The sequence below is a fragment of the Sphingobium sp. CFD-2 genome (assembly GCF_024611135.1).
GTDB classification, from domain to species: domain Bacteria; phylum Pseudomonadota; class Alphaproteobacteria; order Sphingomonadales; family Sphingomonadaceae; genus Sphingobium; species Sphingobium fuliginis.
Genome location: NZ_CP084407.1, coordinates 37,190 through 51,957, shown reverse-complemented (window position 1 = coordinate 51,957; position 14,768 = coordinate 37,190). Strand labels below are relative to the sequence as shown.

The following is a 14,768-nucleotide window of genomic DNA, read 5'->3' as shown; positions in this document are numbered from 1 at the left end:
CCATGAGCCAGCCGGTCATGCGCCACATCCTGATGGCGGCCCTGCTGGGATCGAGCGCCGTTCCCTTCGCCGCAAGCGGCCAGGTGGCCGGTGTCGCCACGCTCCTGGAGCAGGGGCGATACTGGCAGGCCAAGGGCCGCCAGGATCTGGCGAACCAGGCCTTCAGGCGCGCACTGGCGCTCGATCCGTCCAATGCCGAGGCACGGCGGGGACTAAGCGGTGCAGGGGCGCGGCCTGAGGCCAAGCCCACGCCCAGGCCCGCCGCTGCGCCGGCCCGGACGGCGCCGCCTTCGTCCCCGCCTGTCGCTTCCCAACCCGCGCGCATACGCGCCTCTGCGCCAGCGGCCCGTCCCGATCCTGGCGGGGATGCGCGAGCGGCGGGCTTCAAGGCACTGGAACGCGGCGATCTCGCTGAGGCAGCGACCCTGTTCGAGCGCGCCCTGGCGCGTAGCCGCAACGATGCCGAGGCGCTGGGCGGTCTTGGTCTTGCGCGGATGCGGCAGAACCGGTTCAGCGAGGCGCGCGATCTGCTCGAGCGGGCATCACGACAGGGTTCATCGTCCCAATGGGCCGAGGCACTGGCGAGCGCGCGCTTTTACGGGGATCTCGAGCAGGCACGCTCAGCCCTCGCCGCCGGCAGGCTGGACGAAGCGCAGGCCAAGGCCGAAGGCCTCGTTCGCTCGGCCTTTGCCGATCGCCAGCCCGCGCTCGAACTGCTGGCGACCGTCTATGAAAGGCAGGGCCGCTTCGCCGATGCCGCCGACATGTACCGCCAGGCCGCCGACGGCGACACGCAGGACGCGCGGTCGCAAACACGCCTCAAGAGCCGGGCTGCGCGAGGCCGGGCGCTCGCGGCCTTGGCGCGCGGCGATGAAGTAACCGCGGAACAGGAATTTCAGGCCGGCTTGCTGCTCGACCAGCAAGACCCCTGGATCCGCTATGAATATGCGCGGTTCATGATAGACCGGGGGCGGGCGCCGGATGCAGATGCGCTCATCCGCTCCCTTACGGCGTCTTCCGATCCGGACGCGCTTTATGCCGCGGCGCTCATCAACAACTCTCTCAAGCGTCCGGCGGCGGCCGAGACGCTGATCGACCGGATACCCGATGGGCAGCGCACCGCCCAGATGCGGGCATTCGCGTTGCGGCTCAAGACCGATCAGGCCGTTCAGCGCGCACGCGAACTCGGCGCAAACGGTCGGCAGGCCGAGGCGCGCACCGTTTTGAATCAGCTGACCGGCGTGCCTTCCGCCCAGCAGGCAGCGATCGCCGGGGCTCTCTACGACCTGGGCGACGTCGAGGGCGCCGTCGCCCTCGCCCAGGAGGCACTGTCGGGCGGGATCGGCAACGTGGAGGATTATGAACCGGTCGTACGAGTCCTTGCCAGCGCGGGACGCGACGATCTGGCGGCGGCCGCGGTCGAGCAGGCAGCTCAAATGGCTGGCGGCTCTGCCGACATGCAGCGCACCCTTGCGCGCATCAAGGGCGGCATGGCGGCCGCCCAGGCTGACCGGCTGCGTCTCGCGCAGCAATATGCCCCCGCCTTCGACCTGCTGCAGTCAGCGTGGGGGAACGCTCCGGGCAATCGCGAACTGCTCGCCGCTCTCGCCCGGCTCTATCAGTCGGGCAGCCTGCCCGCCCGCGCGGCCCAGACCTACCAGCTGATCCTGGCGCAATCGCCCAGGGACCGCGACGCATTGCTCGGCCTCATCGAGACGGCCGGGACGGCCGGCGACACCGCGCTGGCGCGCCAGGCGATCGACCGCGGCATGCAATATTGGCCCGACGATCATGAGATCTATATCGCCGCCGCCCGGATGGAACAGGCGCGGGGCAATGAGGGCGCGGCCATGCGCTATCTCAAGCAAGCGCGGGAGATTTATGCGCGACAGACAGGGGGCGCGCGCCTGACGGCCGACAACCCGTTCGCCGCAGGCGCGATGGGCGTCAATCCCTTCCGTTCGCGAGCGACCGCGCCTGCGCCTGCGCCGATCAATCCCTTTGCGCTGAGTGGCGGGGCGCGGCTGCCTGTCTCGACCCGCGAGGAGGGTGCGACATTCTTGCCGCCTGTGCAGCAGAGCTACGCCAGTGGCGCGGCCCGGTATGAGGGGTCCGCCACCGGTTCGGCGCCAATCGCGCCGCAGCCCGGAGGCGGCATGACGAGCGATCCTGTTCTGGCGCGCCTTGAAACCGAGATCCGCTCGCTCTCAGCCGACAAGGGCCCCCGAGCCGATGTGGAAACGGGCTATCGCGAGCGATCGGGCGAAGCTGGCCTGAGCGCGCTTAAGGAATTGACCGGCTCGGCCACGATATCGACCGGGGTCGGCAACGGGCGTATCTCGGCGAAGGCCGAGGCCGTGGTGCTGGACGGCGGGGCGCCAAGCGCCTCGGGCCAGGCGCGATTTGGCGGCAACGGCCTTCCCGAGGCCGCCGCGATCGTCGGCCAGGTCGACCAGGCGAACATTCCGGTCGGCACGCAGCATGCTTCTGGGGTTGCCCTTTCGGCCTCCTACAAGAGCCCGCTGGTGCATCTGGAAGCCGGCACCACGCCGCTTGGCCTTGGCAACACCAAGGCTACCTGGTACGCGGCAGTGACGCCCCGTTTCTCCTCCGTGGCATCGGGCAAGCTCTGGTTCGAACGCCAGCCCGTCAAGGACAGCATTGTCTCCTATGCCGGCGCGAAAAACCCGGCGGCCAGCGCGGCGGTGGGCGCAGCGCTGTCCCGGATTGCCGATGCCGCGCGCGATCCTGTCACGGGCCTTTCGCCCGTCGACTATGCGACGGGCGGCGCCTATGGCCTTGGCGATCGCTGGGGCCAGGTGATGAAGACGGGCGGCGGCATGTCGCTGAGCTACGATCGCAATGGCACGGGTTTTTACGGCGACGCGAGCTTCCATCGCTACCGCGGTGAAAATGTCCGCCACAATTACGGGATACAGCTCAACGCCGGAGGCTATATGCGCTTGTACCAGGGCGACAGCGCGTCCCTTACCGGCGGCATTAACGTCAATTATCAGGATTTCGGCAACAACCAGAATTTCTTCACTTATGGCCATGGCGGCTATTTCAGTCCGCAAAGCTTCCTGAGCGTCAGCTTCCCGGTTCGCTACGCCTATGAGGACAGCCGCTGGGAGCTGCGTGGCAATTTCGCTCCTGGCTACCAGAGCTATGATCAGGAAGAGGCGAATGTCTATCCGACCAGCGATGCGGCACAGGGCCTGCTCAACGGCATGAAGCTACAGAATAGCGATGTGCGTTCCACCTATGACGCCATCAGCAAGACCGGCTTTGCGCTTTCGGCCGACGGCGCCATCTACTATCGTATTACGCCCTCGACACGGATCGGCGGCGAGGTGGGCATGAACACCTTCGGCAATTATGACGAATTCCGTTCGCTGATGGGCATTCGCCAGTCGCTCGGAGGGGGGCAGTGAGAGCGATCATGCGGACGTCCCTGCCGGCGCAGGACAACATGGCCGGCGCCAAGGGGCTTGCGCTCCTGATGGCTCTCACCCTGGCGGAAGTCCAGGCGAGCGCGTCGCTCGAGCAGGCGCGCGGCTTCTACCTCGCGGTTGGTCGAAGGCTGGCCGCCCTCGAGCCTGTCGACCATGTAGCTGACCTCTCGGCGCTGGGCGTTCGGCTCAATACGCTCTGGACGGCGCTCGACTGGGGGCGCGTCATCTTCTGCATGGAGGATGAGGGCATCGCTATCCGCCATGAAGGACTGCCCGAAAGGATCGACATGGACGAGGATGGCTCATGGCCCGAGCCTCTGGGCACTGTGCTGGAAGGCGCCTATGATAGCTGGTTCCGCGCGCTCGGGAGCGGCGAGGCGCTGAGGACCTCCAGGGTCGCTTTGAGCGGCGGCACATTGGATCTGTGGCATGGGCGTTGACCGGCGTAGCTTCAGCCTGGCCGCCTTCGCGATGCTGGCCGGAGCATGCGGGCGAGCGAACGGGACACGAGCGGTGCGCACCGACGCGTTATGGTCGACATTCAAATCTGCCTTCCTTCTTCGCTCGGGCAGGATCGTGGACAATGGCAATGGCGGTGTGAGCCATAGCGAGGGCCAGGGCTACGGCCTCTGGCTGGCGCTGTGCGCCAATGACCGGTGTCAACGGCGGAGTAAAAGTCGGCCATTGGGCGGCGCAAAATCAGGCCGGGTGATCCGTGTGCTGGCGAGCGCCGCGAGGGCGTAGCCCGAGTGGGGGTCGCCAACACACGGATGGTCTTTTCTGTCAGGGGTTGGAGCGTGCCTTGCGCGCCTGGCTTTGGGCCAGACGATAGCTCTCTCCGTTCATCTCGAGTATGGAGACGTGGTGGGTAAGCCGGTCGAGGAGCGCGCCTGTCAGGCGCTCGGAGCCGAACGTTTCGGTCCACTCGTCGAACGGCAAGTTGCTGGTGATCAGCGTCGAGCCGCGCTCGTAACGCTGCGAGATCAGCTCGAACAGCAGTTCCGCGCCGGTTTTCGAGAGCGGCACGAACCCCAGTTCATCGATGATGAGGAGCTTGTATCCGGCCATTTGCTTGTGGAGGCGCAGAAGGCGGCGTTCGTCGCGTGCCTCCATCATCGCGCTGACCAGCGCGGACGCGGTGGTGAAGCCGACCGTCAGGCCCTTCTGGCAGGCGGCAAGGCCGAGGCCGATCGCCACATGGGTCTTGCCGGTTCCCGAGGGACCAAGGGCTATGACGTTCTCGCGGCGGTTGATCCAGTCGCAGCGTGCCAGTTCCAGCACCTGCATCTTGTTGAGCTTGGGGATCGCGGCAAAGTCGAAGCTGTCGAGGCTCTTGGCGGCCGGGAACTTCGCAGCCTTGATCCGGCGCTCGACCATCCGGCGTTCCCGGTCGATCAGCTCCAGTTCGACAAGCCGGGCAAGGTAGCGGACGTGATCTGCGCCCTCGGCCGCGCATCGCCGGGCCAGCTTGTCATGCTCGCGCAGGAAGGTTGGTAGCTTGAGCGTCTTGAGGTGGCTGGCCAGTAACAGCTCGGGGGACGGACTGCTCATGCCGCATCCTTCGCATCGCCCGAGAGCAACTGCATGTAGGAGCGCGCCGATGTCGTCTCCACCCTGGCTCTGGGCAGATAGGGATAGATCGCCATGTCCAATCGGGGTGGTCGGCGCTCCACCCGGCACAGCAGGAGATGCTTCACGGCATCAAAGCCGATCGCCCCGATATCGAGAGCCTGCTTTACGGCCGCATGCAGATCGGCAAGCGTGAAGCTCTCCAGCAGACGCAGCACCTGCACATACTCGCGCCGACCATGCTTGCCCATACGAGCTTCCATGAGGCGGCGCAGCGTTGCAAACGCTTCGGGCAGGTGCCAGCCTTGCAGGGGCGCTGCCTGATCGAGCGCATTGATCTTCTGTTCGATCAGGGGAAGGTAATGGATGGGATCGAAGATCACGTCCTCGCGCTCGTAGCTGCGCACATGACGGGCAATGACCTCGCCCCGGCAGCCGATCACCACCTCGCCGACATAGCCCCGGATCCATACCTCCTGATGGCCGAAGCGCACCGGCACCGAGTAATCATTGGTCCGGTAACGCACCAGCGCCTGCGACGAGACCTGGCCGCTGGTCTGGTCACAAGCCTCGAACGGGGCAGCCGGCAGTTCCTGCATCGCCGCCAGATCGCGCTTCAGCCTCTCGCCGATCGTCTCGCTCTCGCCCCGCAGCCGGTCGTTCTGACGCTTGCGGCATTGCTCCTCGAGCCACAGGTTGAACGCCTCCCACGTCGCGAACCGGGGGATCGGCACCATGAAGTTGCGGCGAGCATAACCGACCAGCCCTTCAACACTGCCTTTGTCGTTCCCCCTGCCGGGACGGCCGTAACGATCGCGGATCAGGTAATGCGACAGGAAGCCGCTGAACAGCCGGGCGCGCTGCCTCGTGCCGTCGGGCAGGATCTTCGAGACCAGGCAGCGGTCGTTATCGTAGACGATCGACAGCGGCACCGCGCCGAAAAACGCGAAGGCGTGCACGTGGCCGTCCATCCATGCCTCGGCAACGGCAGCGGGATAGGCGCGCACGTAGCAGGCGTCGCTGTGCGGTAGATCGAGCACGAAGAAATGCGCCTTCTGCACAACACCGCCGATCTCGACCATGGCCTCACCAAAATCTGCCTGGGCATGGCCGGGCGCATGCGCCAGCGGCACGAACATCTCCCGGCTGCGCTGCTCGCGCTGTCGGATGTAATCCTTGATGATCGTGTAGCCGCCGGTGAAACCGTGCTCTTCGCGAAGGCGGTCAAATACCCGCTTCGCCGTATGACGCTGCTTGCGCGGAACCTGACGGTCACCATCAAGCCATGCATCGATGATCGGAACGAACGCTTCCAGCTTGGGCCGCCGCACCGCCGCCGTCCGGCGGTAACCGGGGGGCTCCGAATACGACAGCATCTTGCGGACCGTGTCGCGCGATACGTTGAAATGCTTCGCCGCCTCACGCTGGCTCATGCCGCCCGCGCAAGCAAGACGCACCTTCAGGTAAAGATCCACGGTATATATCTCCACGCCCTCCCTGCTCGCGCAAAGAAGGCAAAGTGGACGACTTTTACGCCGCCCGCAGCAGCACTTCGCCGCCGCCACCGTGGTCTAATTTTGCACCGCCGTTCTCACCCGCAGATAGGCATCGGACATCTTCTTGCCGTCGCGATCTTTCAGGCGGTTAAATTTCTCTCCGTCCAGCACCGCTTTGCAGGTCGCGTCCGGGTCTTCGACCAGCGACAGTGCATTGATTCGCATTGCCGTGTCGATCTGGAGGCGCAGAATAGCGGCGGCGCAGGGAAAATTTCGCGCTTCGATGAGGTCGCGGAAGCCACGGGCCTGAGCCAGTGTCCGCCGTATCGCGCCGCAGAGGAAAAAGTCGGCATGGCCGAGGTTGGTGCTCTTGCCTAGCGTGGCGGCTCCCTTGCGCGTCAGTTCACTTTCCAGCCGATCGATCCGGAGCAACCTTTGTGCAAGGCCGGCGCCCTCATCAATGCTGTCAGTCATGGTTGCATATGCTTTGTGAACTCCTTGTCGGCAGTCAGCGGTAGCTTGAATTGCGTGGACGCCATTGCGGTCAGATGCGGCGTGATCGCCAGCGATGACAGCGCATCGAAGGCAAATGCAGCTGCCGCCCCGCGCGTCGTGAATCCCTCCTGGACGAAGGTCAGGATACAGGCGCTAAGCAATTCGAGCATGAATTGGCACTGCTCCTCACCGACGAGACCGAGGCCGGCGAATGTCGCGCCCTCGTGGACGATAAGGTTGCGTACGCTGTAGTGTCGGTCGAACTCCGCCAGCAGCGTCGCGAGCCGTGCCGCGTTCCCGCCAGATCCAAACGCGCTGATCCAGAGGCGATGGCGATCACCTTTAAGCTTGCCCGGTTCGCACAGCGCGTCGATCGCATAGACGAGGTGCAGGAACGATGCTTCAAGTTCGACCAAGTAGAAGGAGCGGTTGAAGGCGCGCAGTGCAGCCTTCAGCGCCAGCGCAATTTCGTCGTTGGCCGGGTTGTCGATGATCATGTCGGCAAGTGGTTCGGCAAAGGACAGGTCGTCGCCGTCGACCTCTAGGCCCAGCCAAGTGTTCGACACCCGCAGCACATAGGGCTTGCCTTGGAGGTAGCGGGCTTTCAGCGCCCGCCCTTCCGGCATCACATAGGCAAGCCCGGTCTCTCCGATCCAGCCAGCTTTTGCGGGAAGATATTGGAGCTTGCGATAGTGACAAAGGCCGAAGCGGATCGGGTCGAGCGAATGGTCGGCCTCCTCCATGACCAGCCGCAGCAGTGGTGATTGGCTGTCGAACGAGGCGTCGGCCTCATAGAAGATCGACAGCGGAACCTCGATCTTCCGTTCGATCAGCGGGTAGGCGAGCAACTCGGTCGTGCCGCTTGCCTTTGCATTGGGCGTCCAACTCGGGTCCACGTCCGCGCCGGGCACGTCGCACAGCGAGCGCCAGGCATGATTGGTCAGTCGATTTTCTTCGCCGTCGACCCGTGCATGGAAGCGGGTCTCTCCGAGGTCGAAGGGTTTTTCGAAGTGCAAACCTTCAACCGGCACCAGGCAGGTGCAGGTAATCTTTCGATCGCCCGCAAGCCGTGCCAGAGTCCGCGCCTGCCCTTCGCCGGAGTCGAGCACTTCGAGATCGAGAAAACCGAAGGCAGCCCGAAAATCGGCGAGGGCAGCGTCAGGATCATAGGGCGTCTCGCCATAGCGTTTGAAGGTGACACCATCGCCTTCCGGAAAGGGGCTAGCCCAATAGCCCTGCGCGGAAATAGCGGCGAGCGCCGCAGATAGTTCCTTGCGATGCTTCGCTGGCAGCACGCCGGGCCAGAGCAGATTGCCCATGTAGTCGCCGCTGGGGTGTATCAGCACAGCCCCAATGCGCAGGATCGTCGTCATCTTGACCTTCTTCCAAAAACCCTAACGGCAGAATTAAGAATTGGCAGCATTCCGCTCGGCGATTCTCCGCCTTCGTTCAGCCAGATACTCAGTTGCTTTCCCGCTTTCGACGTAATCAAAGGCGCTTATTTGTGCTTCTAGCAGTGTCCTATGATCGCCCTTGCCTTTCACATCGTTCAAGTTGAAGCGGAATTTTCCATCATCGGTTGGCACAATTTCAATCACGATGTCAGCGCGTTCAATAGACCTTCCGCCGTTTGGTGCGATGTCCCATTTCGGTGAATCAACGAAGGTTTTGCGGCGGTTCAAATAATTGAGAAACGCGGCATGGCCTTCAGTCCCAACCGTACTTTCCGTGAGCTTGTCGGCACATTGTTCGCCGACAATCATCGTGCCCCAGTTTGGATGTGTCACCATGTGGGCATAGCGGAGCGGCTGTTCGCATCGCTCACACTCCCCATCCAGGCCGCCAAGATCGTCGTGGGCGATTAACTCCCAATCGTTCGACGGCATGATGATGCCGTGCTCCTTGGCGTGGCATCCACGGCAGAGCACATCGCATTCGTCGTAGGGATATTCCCAGGGCATCCGGCCTTTCACATAGATCCGATGGTGGACCTGAAGCACGACTTCTGGGGAACCGTGCAGGCAATGGGCGCACCTGCCACCGTGCAGTTTGATCTGATCGGCGCAATACGCCTTCCATTCCCGTTGCCGATAGAGCTTCATCGTCCCCCGCCGTCGCACTGGCCGCCGGATGAGCGTATCGTAGTGAAGGATTGTTTGCGACGGCCATTCTCGCAACCGCGCCGCGAAACGGCCGGACCTTGGCGCTCGAATCTTGTCGGTGGGGCAGGGATCTCGCCCGGCCGCGATTAATTGATTACAGCGCCGGAAATTTTGACTAGATTCTCATCGCGGCCGGATTTTCGGCTGCCAGTTGCTGGATTGAACCTCGATAAAATGGCCCGCGCCGATCATCTCGTCTCTCTTGTTCGCGCCAGTGTTGCTGGTGACCGCGAGACGTTGCGTGCTGCGGCCGAGGCAATCGTGGCGGACGAACGGGCGAAAAAGCACCACGTCGTCGCAGATCGTATTGAGCGCGCCCTGGGCACCGTGCCCGTCACACCGCCGCCCCTGACTACATCACAGCCGCAGGTGGGACCAGGCCGGGATACGATCATCGAGATCGAACCTCGGGTCCGCTTTGACGATCTGCTCCTTTCCCTGCCAGCGCGCGAAAACGGGCGTCAGCTCATCGAAGAGCATGTCCGTGCCGATGTTCTGCGGGCGCATGCCTATGAGCCGCGCCATCGGATCCTTCTCTCCGGCCCGCCCGGAAACGGCAAGACGTCCTTCGCCGAGGCAATCGCGGAGGCCCTCGGCCTTCCCTTCTTCGTCGTACGCTATGATGCGCTAATTGGCAGCTATCTTGGCGAGACCAATGCGCGATTGCGTAAACTCTTCGACTATGTGCGCACTCAGCCAAGCGTTCTGTTTTTCGACGAGTTCGATGCCATCGGCAAGGAACGCGGCGACACGCACGAAACCGGCGAGATCAAGCGCGTGGTCTCATTCCTGCTCATGCAACTCGATCAGCTGCCGCCGTATGTGATCGTCATCGCGGCGACCAACCATGCCGAGTTGCTTGATCGTGCAGTGTGGCGCCGTTTCCAGATGCGGCTGGCATTCCCGGAGCCAGATCGCAAACTTCTGGAGGTGTTTCTGGATCGCATCATCTGTGGTTGGCCAGAAGCGCCACGCATGACATTGCAGAAGATTGCGGCGCGCCTTGGCGAGGTCAGCTATGCTGAAGCGCTCGACCTTTGTCAGAACGTGCGGCGCAGGCAGATATTGGGTTTGGGGGAGATCAGCATCGATGATGCGCTCGCGAAAGAGCTTGAGCTGTGGAAGTCTCGCGTTCGGCCAGGGAATGTAGATGCCGAGCGATCCATCCAAGCCCCTGCTGAGGCTGACGCCGAGCCGGCCAAGTCAACGCCCCGTCGGCCCGCAAAAATTTCCTCGGCCACCTGAGTCTTTCCCCCGAGAGCGTCAGCAAGCCACATTTGCGCCGAAATTTGATCGTCTGGCCCAAGCGCTAGCGCGGGATCCCGGCGGACTTGAGCTGCGCGCTGATCCGGCTGCCCTGGCCCCGGAACGATTGCTCGTTTTCGAAGTTCGCGGCTCGGTGAACAATTTTGCCGCAGCGGTTCAACGCGTGCCAGGCCTTGAATTGATCGATGAGGAGGAGTTGGGCAGCGACGACGACAAGGAGCCCATTGCCTATCTCCTTGTTCCAGACGCCCGCGCGCTCGCTGAGCTGCTCTCTCTTTGGCAGCGCTGGAACGCAAATCAGCTGCAATTCGGGGAAACGCCGTGGCGTGGCGTGTTCGAACTGCTTCGTGATCTGCGCCCATGGGGGCCACAGGACAGGGTTCAGCAATTGGACGCCGGTTTTCTGGCCGAGGAGATCGAGGAAAGGGACGAGGATGAGCTTGTCCCGCTGGAGGTCGAGCTGATCTATCGGGCCTCCGAGAATCAGGCTCAGGCACGGGAAGATCAAGTGCGCGCCGCAGTGACCGCGCGCGGTGGGCAAATCATCTCACGTGCCCGGCTACCCGAGATTGCCTATCATGCCTTGCTTGTGGATTTGCCGGTACGCGCGATCCGCGAAATCATCGACCGGGCAGAAGGCAGCATCGCCGGCCTTGAGCCAGTCATGCACATCCGCCCGCAAAGCCTGGCGACGACGATCGAGATCGAGGATGTCACAGAAGCCGGCGCAGCTGAAGCGGTCGGACAATTGCGCGATCCGATCCTGGCCCTGCTCGACGGGGTTCCGGTAGCCGCGCATCCGCTGCTCGCAGCTCATCTCGTCGTAGACGATCAATTCGATCTTGAACCACATGCGCCCGTGGACCAACGCGTTCATGGCACAGCGATGGCGTCCCTCCTCGTCCATGGCGACCGAAATAATCCTGCACCGGCGTTGCCGCGACGTATTCACGTTGTTCCGGTGATGGGGGCGGGGGACCGCTTCCCGGCACGACGGCTTGTCGTCGATATCATCTATCTGGCCATTCGCGCGATGCGGGAAGGCGCGGCCGCGACGGCGCCGGGCGTGCTCATCGTCAATCTCTCGCTGGGGAACGAACGGCGTCCCTTTCAGTCGTCGCTATCGGCGTGGGCACGGCTGCTGGATCGACTGGCGTACCGATATGGCATTCTTTTCCTAGTGAGTGCCGGAAATGTGAGGGAGACCTTCGGTGTTCCAGCTTTCGCGACAGGAATGGCTTTCGAGGACGCCAATGCTGCCACTCGTTGCGACGGGACGCTGACCGCAATCGGCAATGTCATGGCAGATCGGCGTATGTTTTCGCCATCTGAGGCAATCAACGCAGTGACGGTCGGCGCATCTAACGACGATTGGGTGTCCGCTGCTGATCGTCGCGCTGCCCGCACCATCATCGACCCGTTCCCGGGCATTCGGGCCGCCAACCCATCGAGCGCGCTCGGTCCCGGATTTGCCCGATCCGTAAAACCTGACATTCTAATGCCGGGAGGTCGCGAACATCTTCGCCAGATACGGACCGACGGCCATGTCTTCGTCAGGCCGGCGGCTTCTACCCGCCCCGCTGGCCTAAAGGTAGCGGCACCTCGCACCGGCGGTATCGGAATAGCAGAAGCCTATTCGGGCGGCACCAGCGGGGCGACCGCTCTAGCATCGCGTACGTGTCATCGGATTCATGACGCGCTGGAGGCGGCGTATCCAGACTTCGCCAGCCTGCCCCACATTCAGCGAGCTGTTCTGCTCAAGGCGCTGCTTGTCCATCCTGCTCGCTGGCCCGATGACATTGCGGCACGGATCAAGGCGATTATCGGTCCCGTCGGTGGGCATCACAGCCACATCAAGGACAATATCAGGCGGTTCCTCGGATTTGGCTATGTCGACGCCGAAGACGCGGTGGCGTGTGCAGAGGATCGCGCGACTTTCTGGGCGGTTGGAGAGCTCCCTCGCGATCGCGTTGCCACTATCCGTGTCCCTGTACCGGTGGTCATGAGCGGTCAGGCCAGGCCGCACAGCCTGTCGGCTACGTTGGCTTGGTTCACACCTGTCCAACCGGGACGCAAAAGTTACAGATCCGTCCGCCTCAAACTGCTCGATCCGGCAGAGGCCGGTACTTTGAGCGTTTCACCGCGCAGCCTTCAACCCGACGGCAATCAGACCAATCGCGGCACCATATTCATGCGCTGCTGGGATGGTAACAAAGCGCCGGTCGTCGGACCGGATATGTTTGTTGACCTCGTCGTGCAGCGTGATCCGGACCCTGGCACGCCAATCGATGAAGCGGTGCCCTTCGGTCTGGCCGTCACGATCGCCATGCCCGGCATCGTGGATCTCTATACCCAGGTTGCGCAGCGCCTCGGCATTGCGCCGCGCCAGCCGGTTTGACGCTGAAATGTAGCAACCATGACCGAAAAGAAGCAGCCTGCCAAAGCCGAGCGCCCATCGTCAAAAATGCGGGCGCTGTTCCGTGAGGTGGCGCGCGACATCGTTGCGAGGGATCGCGATGCACGCAAACGGGGTGTCACCCAAAATACGATTGGCGAGATAGAGCGGGCGATGGTGAAGGCCTATGTCTATGGGCAGGAAGCCCTGCTGGACGATCGCATGTCGTTCCGTGGTTCACCTGATGCGCCAATCGACTGGCTGGAAATTCCTCCTCGGGCACGGGGGACGCTGAGTTTCATGACAATCTGTTTTTCGCAGCGCTGGTCAGCCGCACTGGGTGAAGCAACGGCCGTCCAGGACAGAAATCCGGACGAGATTGAAGCATTCATTGAGGATGGTCGCAAGCGGTGGACGATGGTTCGCGGGGATGAGCGCAGTGAGCGATCGGTTGGCGACGGCAGTGTCGCGCCACTAATTCGTCTCGGCTTGCTCGCGATGCGCTCTGACTGCATCAACCGATACGCTCTGACATCAGCAGGAGTTGCTGCGGGCAAGGAATATTGGCACCGGTCCGATGCTGGTGATCCTACACTCCCACGAGAAGGGATGCGGTGAGACGTTGGGGAAGCCGACAGTCTGCTTGTGGGGCGCGCCTATCGACGGCTGAATGACTGACAAGGGTCGACAGCAGAAACGGCAATCATACGCCAATTCAAGAGTTTTGAAGGATCGGTGCCAGATCGCGAAATGCATTGATGACGCGCTGGACGGTGACGATCTTCCCGTCCACATTATATGCGATCAATAAGCGGCGCTCGAATGTCAGCGTCCGCAAACCTGCCACCAAGTCAACGCGGGGGGATCCGCGATGGGGAAAATCGGCCAACGCCGCGATGCGTTCTTCAATTCTGGCAAGGTAGCCGTCTGCCGTGAGAATATCGGCTTCCACGCTCACCCATCGGTGAAGTGCAATCAAATCCTCGATCGCCAATGCCGACAGTTGCACATCATAGGTCATGCCTTGGCGATCGAGGCCCTAACCTGCGCAAATGCCTTGTCGAGCGGCATGGGGGGACGGGGATCAGCTAGCGCTTCCGCAACGCGGACGCGCACCAGTTCATCCAAAACAGCCTCTTCGCGATCCAGCGCGCGCAAACCCGCTCGCATCACTTCGCTCATAGAAGCATATCGGCCAGACGCAAGATGGCGCTCCGCGTGCGATGACATTTCGCCAAGCGTTACCGTGATTGCCTTCGCAGCCATGTCTACCTCCATTTCAATATGATTTTATCATATTGCATCTTCGGTGCGGATGCTAGTGGCTGGTTGGCGGCAATGCGCCGGAGTTGAGCGCTAGGAACGGGAAAGCGGACCAGCCGCAGCTGGGAGTGAAAAATCAGCAGTTGAATGACGGCAAAGGGTCGTACAGCCGCCAACATAGCGGATGAGGTGGATGGCTCCCGCTCACGGCATCTAGGTGCCAAAATGGATTTGCTGTCATGCAACCCGAGCAAGGAGCCACCCGCCATGGAGATTAGCACGATCGGCCTGGACTTGGCCAAGAACGTTTTTCAGGTTCACGGTATCAGCGGAAGGGCCGGTAACCTCTTGCGCTCTGTATCATGAAATGATACGTATCAGTTCATGATACAGAGGGCCAAAGGGAAGTTGGTTGAACAGGTGTTGGTGGGCAAGCCGGGCAAAGGCTTCCCGGACGACTTCTTCCGGGCTGCTGTGCGGAAGCTGGCTATGTTTGAGGCGGCGGTGAATCTGGACGACTTGCGGTCGCCTCCGGGCAACAGGCTGGAAGCACTGTCCGATGACCGTGCGGGCCAGCATTCGATCCGGATCAACGACCAATGGCGTATCTGTTTCGTCTGGACCGACAGAGGCCCGCAAGACGTAGAAATCGTGGATTATCATTGAA

14 protein-coding genes are annotated in these 14,768 nt (G+C 62.5%); 7 read left to right on the top strand and 7 right to left on the bottom strand.

Going from position 1 to position 14,768, the window contains the following annotated elements; all coding sequences use genetic code 11:
• Positions 1-2 precede the first annotated feature (2 nt).
• From LDB29_RS25590 to LDB29_RS25580, 3 genes are read left to right on the top strand one after another with little or no spacing between them, the layout of a single operon-like run.
• Entirely contained in the window at positions 3-3,434 is a 3,432-nt protein-coding gene (locus LDB29_RS25590; protein WP_257558333.1) for a cellulose synthase subunit BcsC-related outer membrane protein, read from the top strand.
• A gap of 8 nt (positions 3,435-3,442) precedes the next feature.
• The gene (bcsD, locus tag LDB29_RS25585; protein ID WP_257558332.1) at positions 3,443-3,895 is read left to right on the top strand and encodes a cellulose biosynthesis protein BcsD; all 453 of its coding nucleotides are present in this window, start codon (positions 3,443-3,445) and stop codon (positions 3,893-3,895) included.
• A complete protein-coding gene (locus tag LDB29_RS25580; protein WP_306812602.1) occupies positions 3,885-4,199 on the top strand; it encodes a glycosyl hydrolase family 8 in 315 nt (104 codons plus the stop codon). Before bcsD ends, LDB29_RS25580 begins: the two co-directional genes overlap by 11 nt.
• A 39-nt stretch (positions 4,200-4,238) precedes the next feature.
• Here the strand turns inward: LDB29_RS25580 and istB are convergent, their stop codons facing one another.
• From istB to LDB29_RS25555, 5 genes are all read right to left on the bottom strand, one after another.
• On the bottom strand, positions 4,239-5,006 hold the full coding sequence (gene istB / locus LDB29_RS25575; RefSeq protein ID WP_054944222.1) for an IS21-like element helper ATPase IstB: 768 nt from the start codon (positions 5,004-5,006) through the stop codon (positions 4,239-4,241).
• A complete protein-coding gene (istA, locus tag LDB29_RS25570; RefSeq protein WP_218036328.1) occupies positions 5,003-6,457 on the bottom strand; it encodes an IS21 family transposase in 1,455 nt (484 codons plus the stop codon). The genes istB and istA overlap by 4 nt, the downstream gene beginning before the upstream one ends.
• A 138-nt stretch (positions 6,458-6,595) precedes the next feature.
• Positions 6,596-6,994 (bottom strand): hypothetical protein, encoded by a 399-nt coding sequence (locus LDB29_RS25565; protein ID WP_257558331.1) that lies wholly within the window; start codon positions 6,992-6,994, stop codon positions 6,596-6,598.
• Positions 6,991-8,388 (bottom strand): hypothetical protein, encoded by a 1,398-nt coding sequence (locus tag LDB29_RS25560; RefSeq protein ID WP_257558330.1) that lies wholly within the window; start codon positions 8,386-8,388, stop codon positions 6,991-6,993. The genes LDB29_RS25565 and LDB29_RS25560 overlap by 4 nt, the downstream gene beginning before the upstream one ends.
• Before the next feature lie 33 nt (positions 8,389-8,421).
• On the bottom strand, positions 8,422-9,117 hold the full coding sequence (locus LDB29_RS25555) for a hypothetical protein (protein ID WP_257558329.1): 696 nt from the start codon (positions 9,115-9,117) through the stop codon (positions 8,422-8,424).
• 234 nt (positions 9,118-9,351) lie between these two features.
• Here LDB29_RS25555 and LDB29_RS25550 point away from each other — a divergent pair, with 234 nt between their 5' ends.
• The 3 genes from LDB29_RS25550 (at position 9,352) to LDB29_RS25540 (ending at position 13,456) form a co-directional block, all read left to right on the top strand.
• Positions 9,352-10,422: an ATP-binding protein gene (locus tag LDB29_RS25550; protein ID WP_257558328.1), complete on the top strand. Its 1,071-nt coding sequence runs from the start codon at positions 9,352-9,354 to the stop codon at positions 10,420-10,422.
• A 127-nt stretch (positions 10,423-10,549) separates the two neighbouring features.
• Positions 10,550-12,841, top strand: coding sequence for a S8 family peptidase (locus LDB29_RS25545; protein ID WP_257558327.1), 2,292 nt, complete (start codon positions 10,550-10,552; stop codon positions 12,839-12,841).
• Positions 12,842-12,859: 18 nt separating this feature from the next.
• Positions 12,860-13,456 (top strand): hypothetical protein, encoded by a 597-nt coding sequence (locus LDB29_RS25540; protein ID WP_257558326.1) that lies wholly within the window; start codon positions 12,860-12,862, stop codon positions 13,454-13,456.
• Between the two features lie 97 nt (positions 13,457-13,553).
• Here the strand turns inward: LDB29_RS25540 and LDB29_RS25535 are convergent, their stop codons facing one another.
• Entirely contained in the window at positions 13,554-13,859 is a 306-nt protein-coding gene (locus LDB29_RS25535) for a type II toxin-antitoxin system RelE/ParE family toxin (RefSeq protein ID WP_257558325.1), read from the bottom strand.
• Positions 13,856-14,104: a type II toxin-antitoxin system ParD family antitoxin gene (locus tag LDB29_RS25530; RefSeq protein ID WP_013848646.1), complete on the bottom strand. Its 249-nt coding sequence runs from the start codon at positions 14,102-14,104 to the stop codon at positions 13,856-13,858. Before LDB29_RS25530 ends, LDB29_RS25535 begins: the two co-directional genes overlap by 4 nt.
• A 381-nt stretch (positions 14,105-14,485) precedes the next feature.
• Here LDB29_RS25530 and LDB29_RS25525 point away from each other — a divergent pair, with 381 nt between their 5' ends.
• On the top strand, positions 14,486-14,767 hold the full coding sequence (locus LDB29_RS25525) for a type II toxin-antitoxin system RelE/ParE family toxin (RefSeq protein WP_257558321.1): 282 nt from the start codon (positions 14,486-14,488) through the stop codon (positions 14,765-14,767).
• Position 14,768 lies beyond the last annotated feature (1 nt).